The sequence below is a fragment of the Oligosphaera ethanolica genome, assembly GCF_030814695.1.
GTDB lineage: Bacteria > Verrucomicrobiota > Lentisphaeria > Oligosphaerales > Oligosphaeraceae > Oligosphaera > Oligosphaera ethanolica.
Window position 1 is genome coordinate 129073 of sequence record NZ_JAUSVL010000001.1, and the last position, 19012, is coordinate 148084.

The window sequence follows — 19012 nt, forward strand, 5'->3', positions numbered from 1 at the left end:
CGCCCGAACGGCCGCTCATGGCGGCCACGACCTTTTTCTGACCACTTGACATCACCATCCAGCGCCGGCACGACAGCAGCTGTCACCGGCCAGCAGGGCCGAGCATGAGAAAAATCTACCACCGTATCATTCAGATCAGCGGCAACGTTATCACCGTCGAGGCCGACAATGTCGCCAACGGCGAACTCGCTGAAGTCAAAAGCGGCCGCGGCACCTCCCTGGCCCAGGTCATCCGCCTGGACAAGGGCCGCGTCTTCCTCCAGGTCTTCGCCGGCAGCCGCGGCATTTCCACCGACAGCGAAGTGCGCTTCCTGGGCCATGCCATGCGCGTAGCCGCCGCTGACGCCCTCCTCGGCCGCATCTTCTCCGGCAATGGCCAACCTCGCGACAAGGGCCCGGCGCTGCAGGAAAACCTCATCGACATCGGCGGCCCGTCGGTCAATCCCGCCAACCGCATCATCCCGCGCAATATGATCCGCACGGGCCTGCCCATGATCGACATCTTCAACACCCTCGTCGAGAGCCAGAAGCTGCCGATCTTCTCCGTCGCCGGCGAGCCATACAATGAGCTGCTCGCCCGTATCGCCATGCAGGCCGAAGTCGACCTGATCATTCTCGGCGGCATGGGCCTCAAATACGACGACTATCTCTACTTCAAGGAGACCCTCGACGAGCACGGCGCGCTGTCCCGCACGGTTATGTTTATCCATACCGCCTCGGACCCCATCGTCGAATGCCTGCTGGTGCCGGACATGGCGCTCGCCGCCGCCGAGCACTTCGCCACCAATGAGGGCAAACGCGTGCTGGTGCTGCTCACCGACATGACCAATTTCTGTGATGCGCTCAAGGAAATCGCCATCACCATGGAACAGATCCCCTCCAATCGCGGCTACCCCGGCGATCTCTACAGCCAGCTCGCCGCGCGCTACGAAAAGGCCGTCGACTTCGAAACCGCCGGCTCCATCACCATCCTCGCCGTCACCACCATGCCCGGCGACGATGTCACCCACCCCGTGCCGGACAACACCGGCTATATCACCGAGGGCCAGTTCTACCTCGTCAACGGCCGCATCGAGCCCTTCGGCTCGCTCAGCCGCCTCAAACAGCAGGTCAACAGCGAAACCCGCGCCGACCACCGCGCCCTCATGGACAACATGATCCGACTCTACGCTGAGTACAAAGAGTCCGTCGAAAAACAGTCCATGGGCTTCCGCATGAGCAACTGGGACGACAAACTGCTCAAATACGGCGCCATGTTCGAACAGCGCATGATGGACCTCAGCGTCAATATCCCCCTCGAAGAAGCCCTCGATCTCGGCTGGAAAACGCTCGCACAGTGCTTCGAGCCAGCCGAAACCGGCATCAAATCAGACCTGGTCAAACAATTCTGGCCGAAATCTGACAACGCGGATAAAAAGGACTGACGCCCCCCCCAGTCCAGACTGCCCTGACCTATGGCCAAAATTAAACTGACAAAAAATGAACTTAAATTCCAGCGGGACGCCCTCAAGCGCTTCCAGCGCTACCTGCCGACTTTGCAGCTCAAAAAACAACAGCTGCAGATGGAAGTCCGCCATGTCCGCGAGGAAATCGCCGACCTCAGCCAGCAGATGAGCGAGCTCACCGAAAAGGGCGCCGCCACCATCGAGCTCCTCGCCGGCCCCGACGCCGGCGGCCTCGCCGAACTCCTCAGCGTCAGCGCCTGGCACGTCGGCGAACGCAATGTCGCCGGCATTGACGTGCCCATCTTCCGCGGCGTCGATTTCGCCGACGTGGACTACGATCTCTTCGCTACCGCCCCGTGGTTCGACGACGCGCTGGCCATGGCCCGCAAGCACATCGAATTACACCTACACCGACAACTGGTCGAAGAAATGCTCGCCCTCCTCGAACAGGAACTGCGCGTCGTCACCCAGCGCGTCAATCTCTTCGAGAAGGTCAAAATTCCCGAAGCCAAAGAAAATATCCGCATGATCAATATCTACCTGGGCGACCAGCAGACCAACTCGGTCGGCCGCTCCAAAATAGCCAAGGGCAAATGCGCGCAACGTGACGCCGCCCTGGAAGCATAGTAGCCTCAGCGAGCGCCGCGACCGCGCCACTCAGACGCCGTCGTCGGCATCGCCATCTGGAGTCCTGCCGTGATTGAACCGATGAAAAAAGTGACCATCGCCTGCCTGGCTGACGAACGGCAACGCACCGTCGCCGCCATGCAGCGGCTCGGTTCGCTGCATGTGCTGCCATGCGTGCCACCGGCTTCCGACGAGCTCGACGCGCTCCTCCGTCAGCAGGAACAGCTCAACCGCGTCCTCGCCGCCTGCAAAAGCCTCAAGGTCGAACTCGATCCCACGGACACCGACCCCGAACGGGCCGTCCAAGACGCCAACCGGGTCATCGCCGAAGGCAAGCGCATTGACGAGGATCTCGCTCTGGCCCGCAAGGCCTACGCCCAGCTCGAACCCTGGGGATCTTTCAACAAAGAAGAGCTCGACGCCATGCGGCAGCAGGGCCTCCATATCGCCCTCTGCGCGGCGGCGCCAACGCGTCTGCCCGAACTGCCCGACGGCGCCGTCATCCACATGGTCAGCAAAACGCCCGCCATGGCCTACTTCGCCATCATCTCGCTCACGCCCCTCGACGACCTCAATCTCCCGCGCGTCACCCTGCCGGACAATACCGACCGCCTCGCCTGGGAGCAGAAAATCCACGAGCTCGTCCAGGATCAGCAGGCCCAGGATCAGCAGCTGCGCAACATCGCCGCGCACGCCACCGCCGCCATTGAGGCCTTCAGCAACGTCCTCCAAGAACGCATCGCCTTCGCCAAAGCCCGCGACGGCATGAACAGCGGCGATACCCTCGCTTTCATCAATGGCTACGTGCCCGAAAAACGCCTTGACGAACTGCGCACGAGCGTCCGCCAACAGGGCTGGGCCATCCGCTACGAGGACATCCCCGAGGACGACAACGACGTGCCCACGCTGCTCAACATCCCCCCGCGCTTCAGCATGGCCAAGGTCATCTTCGACTTTGTCGGCATCCTCCCCGGCTACCGCGAAACCGACGTCAGCATCGCCATGCTCGTCTTCCTCTCGCTCTTCTGCGGCATGCTCGTCGGCGACGCCGGCTACGGCCTGTTTTTCACCATCATCATGCTGGTCCTGCGGGCCAAAAATACCGATGCGAAGAAGCGCGATACCCTCAATCTCCTGCTGATCATGAGCCTGTGCATCCTCGGCTTCGGCTGGCTCTCTGGCAACTGGTTCGCCATTCCCAATGACAAGCTACCGCGCATCCTCTCCGGCATCGCTTGGCTCTCCGAAGGCGGCGAAGCGGCCAGCAACCACGTCAAGCTGCTTTGTTTCTTCCTCGGTGCCTTCCACATGTCCCTGGCCCGCGCCTGGCGCGCCTACTTGAGCACGAAGATCCGCGACGCGTTCGGCCACATCGGCTGGGGGCTCTTCCTCTGGGCAAACTTCCTGGTGACCAAGCTGCTCATTGTTGACGGCGGCAGCGTGTCCGAGCTCGGCGTAACTGCAAAAGCCCTGTACGTCGTCGGCTTCCTGCTTATTCTCTGCTGCGGCGTCAACTGGCGCGATATGGGCGCGGTCATCTACATGCCCTTCAGCTTCATCAACAGCTTCGTCGACGTTCTCTCCTACATCCGTCTCTTCGCGGTCGGCATGTCCAGCTTTTATATCGCCGACAGCTTCAACAACATGACCGCGTCGCTCTACCGGCTGTCGCCTTGGCTAATCCCGGCGGCCTTGCTGGTGCTTGCCGGTGGCCACCTGCTCAACATCGCCCTAGCGGGCATGGGCGTGCTCGTGCACGGCATCCGCCTCAACACCCTGGAATTTTCCGGCCACATGGACCTCACCTGGTCCGGCAAACCCTACCGTCCCCTCAGCAAACAGGACCTGTCCTGAACGGCCACCCGGCCACGCTAACCCATTTTCACACCAACGTTTAGTTCCAACCACTGACCCACATCCAAGGAGAACAGCACCATGATTGAATCCACACAACTCGCATTGCAGCAGGCCGGGGCTTTCTGTGCAATCGGCTTCGCCGCCCTCGGCTCGGCCTACGGCTGCGGCGTCGCCGCCGCGTCCGCCATCGGCGCCTGGAAAAAATGCTACATCCAAGGCAAAATGGCGCCCTTCCAGCTGTCCATTCTCACCGGCGTGCCCATGTCCCAGACCATCTACGGCCTGATCCTCATGCTGATGATCAACGGCAAGGCAAGTAACCCGGCCTGCTGGGCCACTTGCCTGGTCATGGGCGTCCTTGGCGGCATCGCCATCGCCCTCTCCGCAGCCTACCAGGGCCGCGCCGCCGCCGGCGCCTGCGACGCCTTCGTCGAAACCAGCCAGGGCTTCGTCAATTACCTCATCGTCCTCGGCATTATCGAAACCATCGCCATCTTCGTCATGGCTTTCGCCATCCTCCTCCTCGGCTCCGTCGGCGTCATGCCCGAAGTCGTCGCCGCAATGTAACCACAACGCGGCCAAGCCGCTGCGAAGAGCTTTTTTTATCCACAGATTACACAGATTACCACAGATTTTTTTTAGATTGGTTGTTTGGCAGTCCACGGCCGGGAGACGGGTGTGGCGCGGGCGTCTCGCCCGCACCGATCACACACCCGTCTCCCGGCCGTGGCGCGAGCGTCTCGCCCGTCTCCCGGCCGTGGAGTGGGCGTCTCGCCCACTCCGACAAGACGGCTCATTAGACCGTCCTCGTCATCCACGCCGACCGTACCTGGCCTGTTTCCCGGCCGTGGCGCGGGCGTCTCGCCTGTCTCCCGGCCGTGGCGCGGAGAGCTTTTTTTATCCACAGATTACACAGATTACCGCAGATTTTTTTTGAGATTGGTTGTTTGGCAGTCCACGGCCGTGGCGCGGGCGTCTCGCCTGTTTCCCGGCCGTGGCGCGGGCGTCTCGCCTGTCTCCCGGCCGTGGAGTGGGCGTCTCGCCCACTCCGACAAGACGGCTCATTAGACCGTCCTCGCCATCCACGCCGACCGTACCTCGCCCGTCTCCCGACCGTACCTCGCCCGTCTCCCGGCCGTGGAGTGGGCGTCTCGCCCACTCCGCCAAGACGGCTCATTAGACCGTCCTCGCCATCCACGCCGACCGTACCTCGCCCGTCTCCCGACCGTACCTGGCCCGTTTCCCGGCCGTGGAGTGGGCGTCTCGCCCACTCCGACAAGACGGCTCATTAGACCGTCCTCGCCATCCACGCCGACCGTACCTCGCCCGTTTCCCGGCCGTGGAGTGGGCGTCTCGCCCACTCCGACAAGACGGCTCATTAGACCGTCCTCGTCATCCACGCCGACCGTACCTGGCCCGTTTCCCGGCCGTGGAGTGGGCGTCTCGCCCACTCCGACAAGACGGCTCATTAGACCGTCCTCGTCATCCACGCCGACCGTACCTGGCCCGTTTCCCGGCCGTGGAGTGGGCGTCTCGCCTGTCTCCCGGCCGTGGTCACGCGCGCGCGTCTCCCGATCGCGAGGGCGGGCTTTCAGCCGGCCCCGTCAGATGACACCATCAGGCGGACCCAAGCGCGCCACCGGTATCGCTGGCCGCGAAGCGGCAGAAGCGCTGAAAGCGCGAAACATACCAGCCCAGGGCAAGCGACGCCGAAGGCGGAGCGCCGCCCTGGGTGGCGCGCCATGATGGCATTTGAGCGCTGAAAGCGCGAAACATACCAGCCCAGGGCAAGCGACGCCGAAGGCGGAGCGCCGCCCTGGGTAGCGCGCCATGATGGCATTTGAGCGCTGAAAGCGCGAAACATACCAGCCCAGGGCAAGCGACGCCGAAGGCGGAGCGCCGCCCTGGGTGGCGCGCCATGATGGCATTTGAGCGCTGAAAGCGCGAAACATACCAGCCCAGGGCAAGCGCCGTCCCAATGGCGTTCGGACTGATCGCGACCGATTTTTTCCCCCTGCGCCGTTCGCAAAATGGCCAATGCGGGTCATCTTACTGGCTATTCTGCCGGCTGCCCGAAGCATGCCAATCGCTGGCGCGACACGGGCCGTGACATCACCATGGAGCGGGGACAATGTCCGAGAACATCATTGAGCGTTATTTAAGTGACATTGGGGGAATTCACAACACCGGCGCGCATGTTGCCGAGACCTCGTTTTATCCCGCCTTGGAGCGTCTGCTCACGGATATCGGCTCGACGCTGACGCCCAAGGTGCGTTGCGTCATCAACCTCAAGAACAGCGGCGGGGGCATCCCCGATGGCGGTTTATTCACCGCCGACCAGTTTCGGCACCATGGCTCTGAGCAGTTTGTCGCCGGGGACTTCCTCAAGAGTCAACCGCCGGCGCGCGGGGTCATTGAGGCAAAAGCGCCCCATGAAGACGTCAACGCCGTTGCCGCCACCGAGCAAGTGCGGCGTTACTGGGAGCACTACCGGGTGGTGCTGGTGACGAACTTCCGCGCCTTTGTCCTCATCGGCAGCAATCCCGCCGGCCAACCCTGCATGCTGGAGGCGTTTTCACTGGCCGACAGCGCTGACGAGTTCTGGCGTCTGGTGGGGCACCCCCGAAAAGCCGCTGCCGAGCAAAGCGAGCGATTGCTGGAATATCTCAAACGCGTGCTGCTGTGCAACGCGCCATTGGCCAGACCCGAGGACGTCGCCGCCATCCTCGCCTCATACGCTCATGACGCCCGACTGCGCATACAAAACACCGAATTGCCGGCTCTGCAAAGCCTTCGCGACGCGCTGGAACAAGCCCTCGGTCTCCATTTTGAGGGCGAACGCGGCGAGCACTTCTTCCGCTCGACATTGATCCAGACCCTCTTCTACGGCGTCTTTTCCGCATGGGTCCTCTGGGCCCGCAACCGACCCGCCAAGATCGCCACCCTGCCGGGATTTCAACAGGCGCTGCATGACAGCTCGGCGTCCTACGGCGCACAGGCGTATTTCGACTGGCGCACGGCTCAATATTTACTGCGGGTGCCCATGTTGCAGGGGCTTTTCGCGCAAGTGGCCGCTCCGGGGCCTGTCGGCTCCCTGGGGCTCATCGAAGTCCTCGACTGGACGGCAGCCGCACTCAATCGCGTGGACCACCACGAGTTCTTCAAATCCTTCGATGAAGGCCACGCCGTGCAGTATTTCTACGAGCCATTCCTGCATGCATTCGACCCAGTGCTGCGCAAGGAACTCGGTGTCTGGTACACTCCCGAGGAAATCGTGCGCTATCAGGTGGAACGAGTGGATGCCGTACTGCGCAGCGAGCTGGGCATCGCCGATGGCCTGGCCGACCCCAAGGTCGTGGTCCTCGACCCCTGCTGCGGCACCGGCGCCTACCTCCGCGCCGTACTCAGACGCATCGCCACCACCCTGCAGGACAAGGGCGGCGACGCACTCATGGCCAACGACCTCAAGCGCGCCGCCATGAACCGAGTCTTCGGTTTCGAAATTCTCCCGGCGCCTTTTGTCATCGCCCACCTGCAACTCGGCCTGGAACTCGAAACCCTCGGCGCCCCCCTGGGGGACCACGTAGGCCAACCCGAACGCGTCGGCGTCTACCTCACCAACGCTCTCACCGGCTGGGAACCACCGAAGGAAAAAGCCAAACAAATCGCCTTCCCCGGCTTCGACAACGAACGCGACGCCGCCAACAAGGTCAAACAGGAAAAGCCCATCCTCGTCATCATCGGCAATCCGCCCTACAACGCCTACGCCGGAGTCAGCCCCGAAGAAGAAAATGACCTCGTCCAACCATACAAAGATGGCCTATACACCGAATGGGGTATCAAAAAATTCAACCTCGATGACCTCTATATTCGCTTCTTCCGACTCGCCGAAAAACGCGTCGCCGAACACGGCGGCAGAGGGGTCGTGTCGTTTATATCGAATTTCTCCTACTTGGGCGACCCGTCCTTCGTGGTCGCTCGACGACGATTTTTGGATGAATTTGACGCGATGTGGTTTGACTGCCTCAACGGCGATAGTCGCGAAACCGGCAAGTTGACCCCCGACGGCAATCCCGATCCATCGGTCTTTTCGACGGAATGGAACCGCGAGGGCATTCGCGTCGGCACCGCCATCGGACTCCTGGTCAAGCGAAACCGCGAACGAGAACAAACAACGGACACGACGATTCGCTTCCGACACTTCTGGGGCACAAACAAACGAGGCGAGCTCCTCGCCAGTCTCGACGCCGACGATTTCGACGGCCAATACGACGTGGCCAACCCCAGCAAAGACAACCGCTGGAGCTTCCGACCTTCCGATGTCGCAGACGCTTACCTGGTTTGGCCAAAACTGACGGACCTCTGCGCCGAACCGCCCAGCAACGGCCCCATTGAGCGTCGTGCTAATTCGCTCATCGTTTTTCCTGACGAAAAAGACCGATTGGCTTTGGTCAAAGACTATTTGGATTCCAGCGTATCCAACGATGACATAACAAGGATCGCTTCACCATTCATGACGTCCTCCGGTGAGTTCAACGCCGAAAAGGCTCGTGCTCTTCTCAAAGGGCGTCCATATAACGCCGACAATATCGTTAAATATCCATTCAAACCTTTCGACGTCAGACTTGCATATCTTTCCTCCGATATTGCACCATTATTTTCACGCCCATCGCCAACATTGCTACAACAGCGTTTTCCCGGAAACAAATTTTTCATCACCCGCGACACCGCCGACAAGAATCCTGAAGGACCGCCCTTTTTCTTTGCGCCCCTGGTCTGCGATTATGATTGTATTTCCGGACATGCCCGCCACTTCCCCCTTCGCCTTCGATCCGTGCCCAAGACCAGCGGCGGCGGCAAGTTTTTGCCCGGCATGGCCGATGAGGCTTCGAACAAGATCACGGCGAATTTATCACCGTCGGCGCGGGCCTATCTGTCCTCATTGGGCTATGGCGATGCCGACGGCGACCCGGCGGTGGCAGAGCTGATCTGGTACCACGCGTTGGCCATCGGTTATTCGCCGGCCTATCTCCGCGAGCATGCCGACGGCGTCCGCCAGGACTGGCCGCGAATACCCCTGCCCCACACGCGGGAAATCCTCGCCGCCTCCGCCGCGCTGGGACGACAAATCGCGGCATTGCTGGACACCGAAGCGCCCGCCCCCGGCGTCACCGCCGGCAAAATACCCGAAAAGCTCAAGACGATCGCGGTCTTCACCCGCCCGGACGGTAAGCCGGTAAATCTCGCCGCCGGCGATCTCGACCTCAGTGCTGGCTGGGGCCACGCCGGCAAAGGCGGCGTCACCATGCCCGGTAAAGGCAAGCTCCACAACAACGACGACGGAACCTGCGATGTCTTCCTTAACGACGTCACCTGCTGGCAAAACATCCCCACCGCCGTCTGGGAATACTGCATCGGCGGCTATCAAGTCATCAAAAAATGGCTGTCGTACCGCGAAAAAACACTCCTCGGACGCGGGCTCACAATCGATGAAGTCCGCTATGTCACCGACATGGCCCGACGCATCGCCGCACTCGTCGATCTCCATGTATCACTGGACGACAACTACCGCCAAACCTGCACACACGTCTCCCCTTGGCAAAAAAACTGAACCCGATAAGGGACCGTTCACTAATTGTTAATGTGCGAAATCTTGTGATGAACACTTGAATTTGCGCCAATGTGACCAAAACTCTTCTTTTACGAAAGTTTTTTTACAATAGCCTCATTATCAATTTGTTATGCATGAATTTGACCCTACGGCGCAAAAACATAACCATTGAATAATGTCAACGCCAAGTTGAAAGTGTACCACTATCGACATGTATTCTGGCCCCACCTTGACCCCTCTTCTTTTCGGCTTTCTGAGGAGAAAAAGCCGTTTCTTCCTCTTCTTCCAATGCTTTCGCGGCCGGAGCCAGGCAAATGCCACTTATGGGCACTTTTCACCTTGCCGTTCACAAATAATGGTGGTTTTCGGCTCGGATCGGACAAATCACGTCGTCAGCTCGGCCAAGTTCGGCCCGGAGGGCCGGACCATGCATAACCCCTGGTTGCGGCGCCCGGAGGGCGCCGCAACCAGGGGTGTAACAGCAACAGCAAATTGCGCCTGAAGGGCGCCACATGAGCTAGGCACGTCTCGTCCTACCACGCCAGAGAGGCAAGGTGTGCATCCATTCTCAATGGCTGACCGCTTACCTCAGTCAAGTAATCGGTCACCCATTGATAATTAAGCCACAGAGCTTCTGGCTGAGTCAAACGCGCCCGTTTCCCTGGCCGCGAAGCGGCAGAAGCGCTGAAAGCGCGAAACAGTCCAGCCCAGGGCAAGCAGCGCTGAAAGCGCGCGCCGCCCTGGGTACAACGGCGACTACGTCCGTGTTCCTCGGCCTCTTTGGCCCCAGTCGGCGCAGCTGACTGGGGCCAAAGAGGCAATGGAACTCACTTACTTACCCGGGGTTGACGTCGCGACATGTCTGGGCGTCCGTTCTCAATGGGTGACCGATTTCTCAGTCAATGAATAATTATTGTTTTGCTGGTTGCATGTGCAATAACGTGAGCTAAGCTATCCGATAAATTACGGTGAGCCAATCACGACAAGATATTGAGTTTTTCACCAGGGGAAGGCGTCCGGAACCCGAGATCAGAAACAGATGGCGCCGGTATGACGAGGCTGCGGTAGGCCCCCTGTGAAAAGAGCAGGCGCGACTAGAGGGAGACAGTGATCATGACTAGAAACTCGTCGTCTGACCTCCGTTTTTTGTTGCGCTGGCGTGCCGTACCTGTACTAATTGTTGCCATTCTCCTTCCCATGCAGCTTCTCGCGGCCGACGCCGATATGGACGGGATGGACGATGCCTGGGAGCAGGCCAACGGCTTGAATCCCGCCGTTGACGACGCTCTGCTTGATCCCGACGAGGACGGCTTGACCAACGTGGAGGAATTGCCAGGCAAGGCAGGAGAAATAAGTCGACTTGTCAATTTTTTAAAAAAATAAAGGATGTCGGTGATGCATGTAGCGGCATGAGTGGTGTTGCCAATACTTGTATGAACTTTGCCTCAGATATCGCTCAAGATACATGTTATAATTGTTGTATGGGAATTTACAATAGTTATGGAAATGAAATAGGCGGGATTGGATATTTTGTTTGTCATAACATTTGCAGTGAATTTTAACATCTAAGCAAAGGTAATACAATGAGGAAATGTTTATTAACCATATATATCTTTTTATTGTTTATTTTTTTTATTTCGTCGCATGTCGTTTTATCAGAAGATAAACAAGAGATAAATATTGAAAGTGATTATGTAATTAAAAAATACTCATATGATAAAGCAGGAACCAGTGTTCAAGAAACGTGGCTCAATGGCGTACGTCTTCTAACAATTATTATGAAAAACGATAAGATAATTCAACGTGTTTATCATATTAATGATTATTCTCTTATTGAGCATGATGAAGATGGTGATGGAATTTTTGAAAATATTACTATAGTTAAAGATCTCAATGAACTATTCAGTTCATTTCGAAGACTTTCAAATGGGAATATTGTTCCTCTACCGATAAAGGAAATTAATAAACTCAAGACAGATTTGAAAGAAGCCTATTCAGTGACGAATACACTAATTGATACTGTTTCGAAAGACAAAGAATGACATTAGGTAGAGGTCATCCGAAAAATGGGTTTTTCCGGGGTTTGCGAATAGAATAATATTTAACTTTTCTGAGAGGTGAACAAGGCCTTCCAGAAAAAATGCAGTCAACCTCTGCCGTACTTTGAAAATGCCCTTTATAGTGGACCCCAAAAATTGGATCAGGCAATACATGAAGAAGATCTTCGCAATTGGCTATGCACGGGGAGCTATTGTGTGCCGTCGGCAATTGGACATAGTCAACAAGGTGGAGGATAGTAGTCCCGTCTCATGGCATCAGAGGGCTGGATGATGAATGCACCCAAACGACGTTATACGCTACGGTTTGCCGACGGCCATGGTCCGACCTATACCTATACGCTGGACGGGAAGCTCGCGACCCGCACCTGGGCGCGCACTGACGCCAACGCCAACCCGCTGACAACGACCTATTCCTACGACTCCGCCACCGGCGAACTCATCAGCATCGACTATGCCGATAATACGCCGGATATCTCTTATACCTACACCCGCACGGGTCAGCCGGCCACGGTCACGGATGTCGTCGGCACCCGCACCTTCGCCTACGATGCCCAGCTCCAGGACGTCTCCGAGACCATCGTGGGCCTGTACAACAAAACGCTGACCCGCAGCACTACGACTACCGGCATGAAGGGCCGGAAACTCGGCCTGGCCATTGACGGCGTTCCCAACTACAGCTATGGTTACGACATGCATGGCCGCCTGAACCAGATCAGCACTCCCGCCGGGGATTTCGACTACACCCGCCTGGCCAACAGCGACCTGGTCTCGCAGATGACCCGCCCCAACGGCGTCACCACGACCTGGACCTATGAGCAGAGCCGCGACCTCATCACCCAGGTGCAGAATGGTGCGATCTCCACCTACGGCTATACGAATGACGCTATCGGCCGCCGAACCTCCATGTCCCGCGCCGGCTCCGCCCACCCGACGCCCGACATCATCACCTACACCTACAACGACCGCTCCGAAGTCACGGGCGCGGTGTCCAACGTGGACGCATCTTACACCTACGCCTACGCCTACGACCCCATCGGCAACCGCATCTCCGCCAACGAGGCCGGCGTACCCTGGACCTACACCGCCAACCAGCTCAACCAGTACACCGCCATGACCGAGGGGCAAGCCCAGATGGTCCCCACCTATGACCTCGACGGCTCCATGACCTACCGGCCCGTGGATGCGACATCCGGTTGGGTACAAATCTGGAACGGCGAAAACCGCATGGTCGAGACCACCAAGGGCACTGACCGTCTGGAGTTTAAGTATGACTACATGGGCCGAAGGGTGGAGAAGAAGGTCTATGACGACCAGACTCTGACCACCCACCTCAAGTTCGTCTACGACGGCTTCAAGCTCGTCGAGGAACTCGACGGCCTTAACGGCGGCGTTCCCCTGCGCCGCTACGCCTGGCAACCTGATGATGTGGGCTTGGATGTGGTCCTGCAGATGACGGACGTGCCCAACGCCGCACACTCCTTCCACCTCCACGACGCCAACAAGAATGTGATGCAAGTGACCGACGGTAATGGCCTTATTGCAAGCAGTAATAGTTTTTCGCCATACGGGATAAACAATATCATTCCACCGCATCAATTTGGTTTCAGTTCTGAAAAAAAAGACATAGAAACAAACTTAGTTTATTATAATTATCGTTATTACAGTTTATTAGGTCGATGGCTTTCACATGATCCAATAGATGAAATTTCCTTCAAAAAAACATATAGCTTCGAAAATGATTCGTATAATAATTTTACATTAGTAAACATGAATGACTGTATTAATCGCTTTGATAAACTAGGGTTGACATCTCGTTGGAAAGAGCCAGAAGAGCTTCTCTGTGATGGCTTAGACGGAATAGCGAAAGCGTTGTGTAAATGCGCGATAAAACTTGTTATGAAACTTCCCGAAGCAAGAGTATCGAAATGTGTTTATGCTTTTCAAAGTTGTATATGGTTGTGTCAAATGGATTTTGATCAGGAAAATCAAAAGGATGAATTGAACAAGTGTAATGAAGACTGCAAATATAATTACGGTAAATGTCTTTTGAAGTAATAAGGATATAAATATGCATATCAAAAAAGCAATTCATATTTTTATTTTTTTGGTTTTTTTCGTGCTTATTGTGGTGTTTTGTATAGAAATCATAATTAAATATGATACTGCAAAAAACTATCAAATAAATGATGTTTTTTCACATGCAGTTCGCGTCGTAGAATTAAAACGATTTTTGACAAGGATCGACAAAATTGATAATAATGATAAGATTGTACGATCATTGATTTACAATGACATAAAAAGTGACCTTATTTACCTCAATCACAAGTATATGAGCGACAAGTCTCTCTTTAATTCAGAATCAGAAATAATTCTGTTGAATTTCTGTAATAATATCAATTAATTATATCAGGATGTGTTTTTAAAGAATATTATGAGTGTTATTACTATGATAAAATATCTATATTTCATTATACCAATAAACATTTTTTTGTTAATAATTTTCATTAATATTCAGAGCGAAATAGTCACATCATATGCAAATATTTCTTGCCTTAATAAAGCTGAACATGCGTTAAGACTCTATCGGTATTTATACCATGTTGATGCAAAATATCCAGAATATAAGAATATTGTTTCTGATATTACAACCGCTTTGAAATTTCAAGTTTCATGTTTACGTGTTGATTCACAGTTTGATCAAAAGTTTAATCTATCTTCATTTCCAAAAATTGTTGAAAATATATTAATTAAGATTGAGAAATCAGATATTAAAGTAGACTATATCCAATAATCGATATTTAATATGACGCATATAGCATACTTTTTTTATTTTGTTCCTTTCCATATTTTATGAAAAACTGGTATATTTACCAGTTGAAACGAATTAGTTTATTTTTAATATTTATTGAAGGTAATTCATGGATGGGGGTATAAACTTTACGTAACCGATTTTCCTAGGACACTATATATGAGGTTGTATGATGGCAGCCCTTGTCGTCGGATCACAGGCCACCGCCAGCTGCATCAGTCTCCAGAAGAGCATTCCGCGCGCTTTTGAACTTCGCCGATTGAACCTGAACAGGTACTCCAGGCAGGATGCGCTTTCTTTGAAAATCTCGTCGATCATCTTCGTCTTTTTTGGGTATGTGTCTAGGCACGTACACTAAATGTGAAATCGGTTACGTAAAGTTTATACCCCTATTATCTATATTGGGGTATAAACTTGGGGTGACCAACTTTTCTTACCCACTACATCTTGTGGTTGACAATTTCTTTCTGGGAAGATGCTTGGTGAGTTGTTGCCATTTGGATGAGCCGCCAAAAAAGCATCCCCCTATACTTTGAGGATCTTCTGTTAAATCGAAAGGTGAATTCATTCAGGTAATCCTGAAGATGGTCTTTGCCAACTGAACCCTGCAACGTTCCGAGAATCCATCGTTTAAGGAGACTGATAGCTCGATGGCACAAGGGAAGTGAGGAGTCCTCCGTCAGATTGCCTTCTTCGCTGAATGGCTACGTACGCATTTTTCTGTAAATTCCCCGTTTCGTCAACGGAAAAATCAGATATAGGCCTTCTCTTCGGAAAGCCATTGTTCATCCAGTTCAATGAGCATTGCGGAGGCGATTCTCAGGAGCGCCCCCTTGTTTGGGAAGACCCTAATGTTGCGAGTCCTTTTTTTCAACTCCTTGTTTTGGAATTCGACCATGTTGGTAGTGCGCAACCTTTTTCTGGCGAAGTCGTTTTTAGCCACACTGTAGACCGTGAAGCCTTCGGGGATGTTTGACTCCATCCAGTCGGCCAAGTCCTTGAATTTGGCCTCTCTGTAGCGCGTGGCGGTGCGTTTGAGCAGACTTTCCGCCTCCTCCCGGGACGGCATGGAGAAGATCGTGCGAATATCGCGATGCACCTCCGTCTCCATCGTCTTTTTCGGGATGTAGGCCGTGGCGTTTTTCTGGATGTGGAACTGGCAGCGTTGCCATGGCACGGAGGGAAAGACGCTTTTTCTCGCCGCCTGCAAGCCGGCGTGCGAGTCACTTACGATCATCTTCAGGCCATGCAGGCCACGCGCGGCAAGCGATTCGAAGAACTTCCGCCAATGGATCTCTGCCTCCGAGTGCTCGACACTGACTCCGAGCACCCTGCGCCGGCCATTGGGAAGTATGCCATAGGCGGTCAGCAGGGCCGTATCCAGCACATTGCCATCCCGGCGCACCTTTTCGTAGCGGGCGTCAACCAGAAGGACATCCACCGGTTCGGACAACGGGCGTTCCCGCCAGGCGGTCAGGGTCGCATCCAACGTCGCCGTGGCTTTGCTGACCTGGGATGCACTGACCTCCAGACCACACATTTTCTCCAATATCTCGGTGACATTCCTGGTTGCGACGCCTTGCACGTACATCTCCGCCATAGCCACCGTAAGGGCTCGCTCACTACGGAGTCCGCGCTCCAGGCAAGAGGGATAGAAATCAGAATCCCGCGTCTGAGGGACATCCAGAGTGATGCTGCCAACTCTGGTATGAACCGTCTTGTTTTTGTAGCCATTGGCGTAGCCGGAACGTTCGGCTGAACGCTGATAGCTGGAGGCGTGAAGGTGGTTCTCGCGCTCGAGCCTCATGGCCTCGTTGAGCATGACGCGAAGCGATTCGGCAATGCCGTCGAGGCCGTGCTCCAAAATGGATTGCAGAATGGGATTTTCAGTGGTACATTCAGACATTGTGGTAAGTCCTTTCCGAGGCGTGTTTGTTGGTAGCTTAGACGACTCGGGAAACTTACCACTTTTTTTTGCCCAGGCAAGCCGGTCAGGCACTGGTGGCGACCCGACTCCGACGAGATGGTGTCCCATTCTCGTCGGGTCGCCACAGGCGCACCATGGCCCGCATGAGCGTCAAAAGGCGTTACGCGCGACCAGTCGCCTGCAGAGCGACCGTTCCGCGTATTTACAGAAAATCACGCACACTCCCCGCTGAATGGGGTTGTCTGTTTGATGGCTTTCTGCTTATGGGCAACATGAGGATAGCCTGCTACCTCAACTCCGTTGTAACCTGACCATCCGTCACTGTGAATTGTCGTTCCGGGCTCAATCAGTGCCTTGATTTCCTTGGAAAGCGTTTCGCCTGACACATTTGGGATGCATTTGAGCCTAATGCGGCCAAAGATTGTCCTGCCTGTCTTCTCAGAAAGTTTTCGCTCTGCGGCCACCAAAACAATTGATTTTCTGTCCGCTCCTCGACCGCGTTTCCCCTCGCGGACTCCGCCCACGTAGCATTCGTCAACCTCTACCTCTCCGGAAAGTCTGTCCTGGTCATTGCGAACCATCGCGCGACGCAATTTGTGAAGGCACAGCCAAGCCGTAGGATATGACAATTCGAGCGACCTCTGGACGCTCAGGGCACTATATCCGTTCTTTTGGAGGCAGATGTGCCACATAATTCTGAACCAGGTGAGAAGTGGAGTATGGGTACCCTGAAAAATTGTCCCGGAAAGAACAGAGTGAACCTTGCGACATTTGGGACATTTCAGTTTGTACCGTTCGGATATCCAAGCATCAGCTTTTGCATGGCAAAAAGGGCAGACAAACCCGTCTGGCCAGCGTATCCGTAACAGATACTTTACGCAATCGTCTTCTGTAACAAACTGCACTTGAAACTCTTTTGATGTGTTGGGATAATCAGCCATGACACTACTATACTATATGTAGTGGTGACTAAAAATTGGTCACCCCAACTTTATACCCCAAAAAATAAAATAGAAATTATAGAAGTTTTTTCAAGGTTATTGAGCGAAGAGCAAGCTCAATCTTTGTTGTCAAATTGTGAAAGAGATGTAGATAACAAGGCGCCTAAAATTTTATGACTTTGTTAGAGATATGACAAACAGGCTATGCAAAATATGACCATGCCTACGAGCAGGAACTGGACAGTATGTCTTTATTTCCATATAGGCAATTCATGTATATTTAGTTACACATCATCTTCCTCTCCAATGCCCATTTTTCCTGCAAAATAATCATCGAACAACCATGACGATGTGTTCTTTTGTTAATGTGCGAAATCTTGTGATGAACACTTGTAGTTGCCAACCAATGATTCCATGTGTAAATAAGAACTATTCTCTTCTTATGGAGAAAACTTTTTACACTAACCTGCTCCCATGAAACCGATGCTCTTCACTTTACGGTATCCATGGCACTTGTTCAGCCAGACAGCCTTTTCTCGTCGCGCATTTCCGCCGCGAAGCGGCAGAAGCGCTGAAAGCGCGACGCATACCAGCCCAGGGCAAGCGGCGCCGAAGGCGCGCGCCGCCCTGGGTGGCGCGCCCTATTGGTCCGTGTTCCTCGGCCTCTTTGGCCCCAGTCGGCGCAGCTGACTGGGGCCAAAGAGGCAATGGAACTCATTGATTGCTGCGGCGGGCACGTTTGCGTGTGGCTGTTTGGAGGTCGGGTAAGGTCATGATCCCAGGTGACGGTGCGGGCGGGACGCCCGCACCACGGCCGGGAGACGGGCGCGCGACGCATACCAGCCCAGGGATAGAGCCCACGGCGCAGACAAAGGGTTCGGAACTACTGTGTCAAGTCTCTCTTTCTATCACAAGATTTCGCACATTACCGTTCTTTTTCATCTTCCGCCGGAGCATTGCGCGATGACACTTATTTTTGATAGTCGGGCGGTGGGGATCGTGGTGCTTCTGCTGCTCATTTTTGGTGGCCGTGTTTTCGGGGATTCGGCGGGCGTAATTTTCAGCCCGTCGGTCATGACGTCTGGGCGTCATAACGCCTGGGAGGACCAGACGGTCGTGGTGAGCCTGGTCAATGGTCATGCGCACGCTGTCCGGCTGGTATCCCTGCGCAGTTCCTGCGGCTGCTTGCGGGTGGAAACGCCTCCTCAAGATGACCTCTTGCCTGCGAATGGGGCAGTCGCCATCAAGGCATACGTTCGGGGCGGCACGAAAACCGGCAGTTACACCCTGTACCTCTTTGCCGAGTGGCAGACGGCCAATGGCGATGCCAATGGCATGACCCGGCTCAGCATACGGGGGGAGGCTGTACCGCCACTGATGGTCACGTCAGGCGGCAAGCAAAATATGGGGTCGATCCCGGTTGGACAAGCGGCACGGTGTCGTATTTCCCTGCGTGGAGGGCTGGTTCCCGTTGTCCTGCGCGAGCCCGAGACAGCTTCGGACATGACCCTGGCCATGCCCAAACGCCGCCTGGCGGCGGACGAGGTGATGGTCGTCGAACTGATGCTGACGCCGCAGAAGACGGGTGCGTTTCAGCGGACGGTGTTGTTCGGTCTGGAAGAACCGGCCGGGCAGTCGCCCGTGGCCGTTACGCTTGCCGGCTGGGCCGAACAAGCTGATGGCGCGATGATTCCTTGAGCCTGCCTGATCCTGTCACTGCCAGTCAAACGTATCC

General features: G+C 55.1%; 11 protein-coding genes and 2 pseudogenes. 9 read left to right on the plus strand and 4 right to left on the minus strand.

Annotated elements, in window-relative coordinates:
* Positions 1–104 precede the first annotated feature (104 nt).
* The 8 genes from J3R75_RS00475 to J3R75_RS00510 all read left to right on the plus strand — a co-directional run bounded on the left by J3R75_RS00475 (position 105) and on the right by J3R75_RS00510 (position 13655).
* Positions 105–1424, plus strand: coding sequence for a V-type ATP synthase subunit B (locus J3R75_RS00475; RefSeq protein ID WP_307259154.1), 1320 nt, complete (start codon positions 105–107; stop codon positions 1422–1424).
* Positions 1425–1454: 30 nt separating this feature from the next.
* Positions 1455–2072 carry a V-type ATP synthase subunit D gene (locus J3R75_RS00480; RefSeq protein WP_307259155.1) on the plus strand — a complete coding sequence of 206 codons (618 nt, stop codon included), beginning with the start codon at positions 1455–1457 and terminating at the stop codon, positions 2070–2072.
* A gap of 69 nt (positions 2073–2141) precedes the next feature.
* A complete protein-coding gene (locus tag J3R75_RS00485; protein ID WP_307259156.1) occupies positions 2142–3926 on the plus strand; it encodes a V-type ATP synthase subunit I in 1785 nt (594 codons plus the stop codon).
* A gap of 81 nt (positions 3927–4007) precedes the next feature.
* Positions 4008–4496 (plus strand): ATP synthase subunit C-like protein, encoded by a 489-nt coding sequence (locus tag J3R75_RS00490; RefSeq protein WP_307259158.1) that lies wholly within the window; start codon positions 4008–4010, stop codon positions 4494–4496.
* A gap of 1564 nt (positions 4497–6060) precedes the next feature.
* A complete protein-coding gene (locus tag J3R75_RS00495; protein ID WP_307259159.1) occupies positions 6061–9540 on the plus strand; it encodes a type ISP restriction/modification enzyme in 3480 nt (1159 codons plus the stop codon).
* Between the two features lie 1113 nt (positions 9541–10653).
* Positions 10654–10923, plus strand: a complete 270-nt coding sequence (locus J3R75_RS00500) for a hypothetical protein (protein ID WP_307259160.1) — start codon at positions 10654–10656, stop codon at positions 10921–10923.
* Positions 10924–11123: 200 nt separating this feature from the next.
* Positions 11124–11582 (plus strand): hypothetical protein, encoded by a 459-nt coding sequence (locus tag J3R75_RS00505; protein WP_307259161.1) that lies wholly within the window; start codon positions 11124–11126, stop codon positions 11580–11582.
* 267 nt (positions 11583–11849) lie between these two features.
* Positions 11850–13655 (plus strand): RHS repeat domain-containing protein, encoded by a 1806-nt coding sequence (locus J3R75_RS00510; RefSeq protein WP_307259162.1) that lies wholly within the window; start codon positions 11850–11852, stop codon positions 13653–13655.
* A gap of 907 nt (positions 13656–14562) precedes the next feature.
* On the opposite strand, the pseudogene J3R75_RS19765 reads toward J3R75_RS00510, so the two are convergent.
* The 4 genes and pseudogenes from J3R75_RS19765 to J3R75_RS19770 form a co-directional block, all read right to left on the minus strand.
* Positions 14563–14688 (minus strand): annotated as a pseudogene (locus J3R75_RS19765) (IS1595 family transposase); the annotation flags it as partial.
* A gap of 161 nt (positions 14689–14849) precedes the next feature.
* Positions 14850–15077 (minus strand): annotated as a pseudogene (locus J3R75_RS00515) (transposase); the annotation flags it as partial.
* An 83-nt stretch (positions 15078–15160) separates the two neighbouring features.
* A complete protein-coding gene (locus J3R75_RS00520) occupies positions 15161–16315 on the minus strand; it encodes an IS256 family transposase (RefSeq protein ID WP_307259164.1) in 1155 nt (384 codons plus the stop codon).
* 233 nt (positions 16316–16548) lie between these two features.
* Positions 16549–17277: an IS1595 family transposase gene (locus J3R75_RS19770; RefSeq protein WP_370882352.1), complete on the minus strand. Its 729-nt coding sequence runs from the start codon at positions 17275–17277 to the stop codon at positions 16549–16551.
* An 888-nt stretch (positions 17278–18165) separates the two neighbouring features.
* On the opposite strand from J3R75_RS19770, the gene J3R75_RS00525 reads away from it, so the two are divergent.
* A complete protein-coding gene (locus J3R75_RS00525) occupies positions 18166–18975 on the plus strand; it encodes a hypothetical protein (protein ID WP_307259165.1) in 810 nt (269 codons plus the stop codon).
* Positions 18976–19012 lie beyond the last annotated feature (37 nt).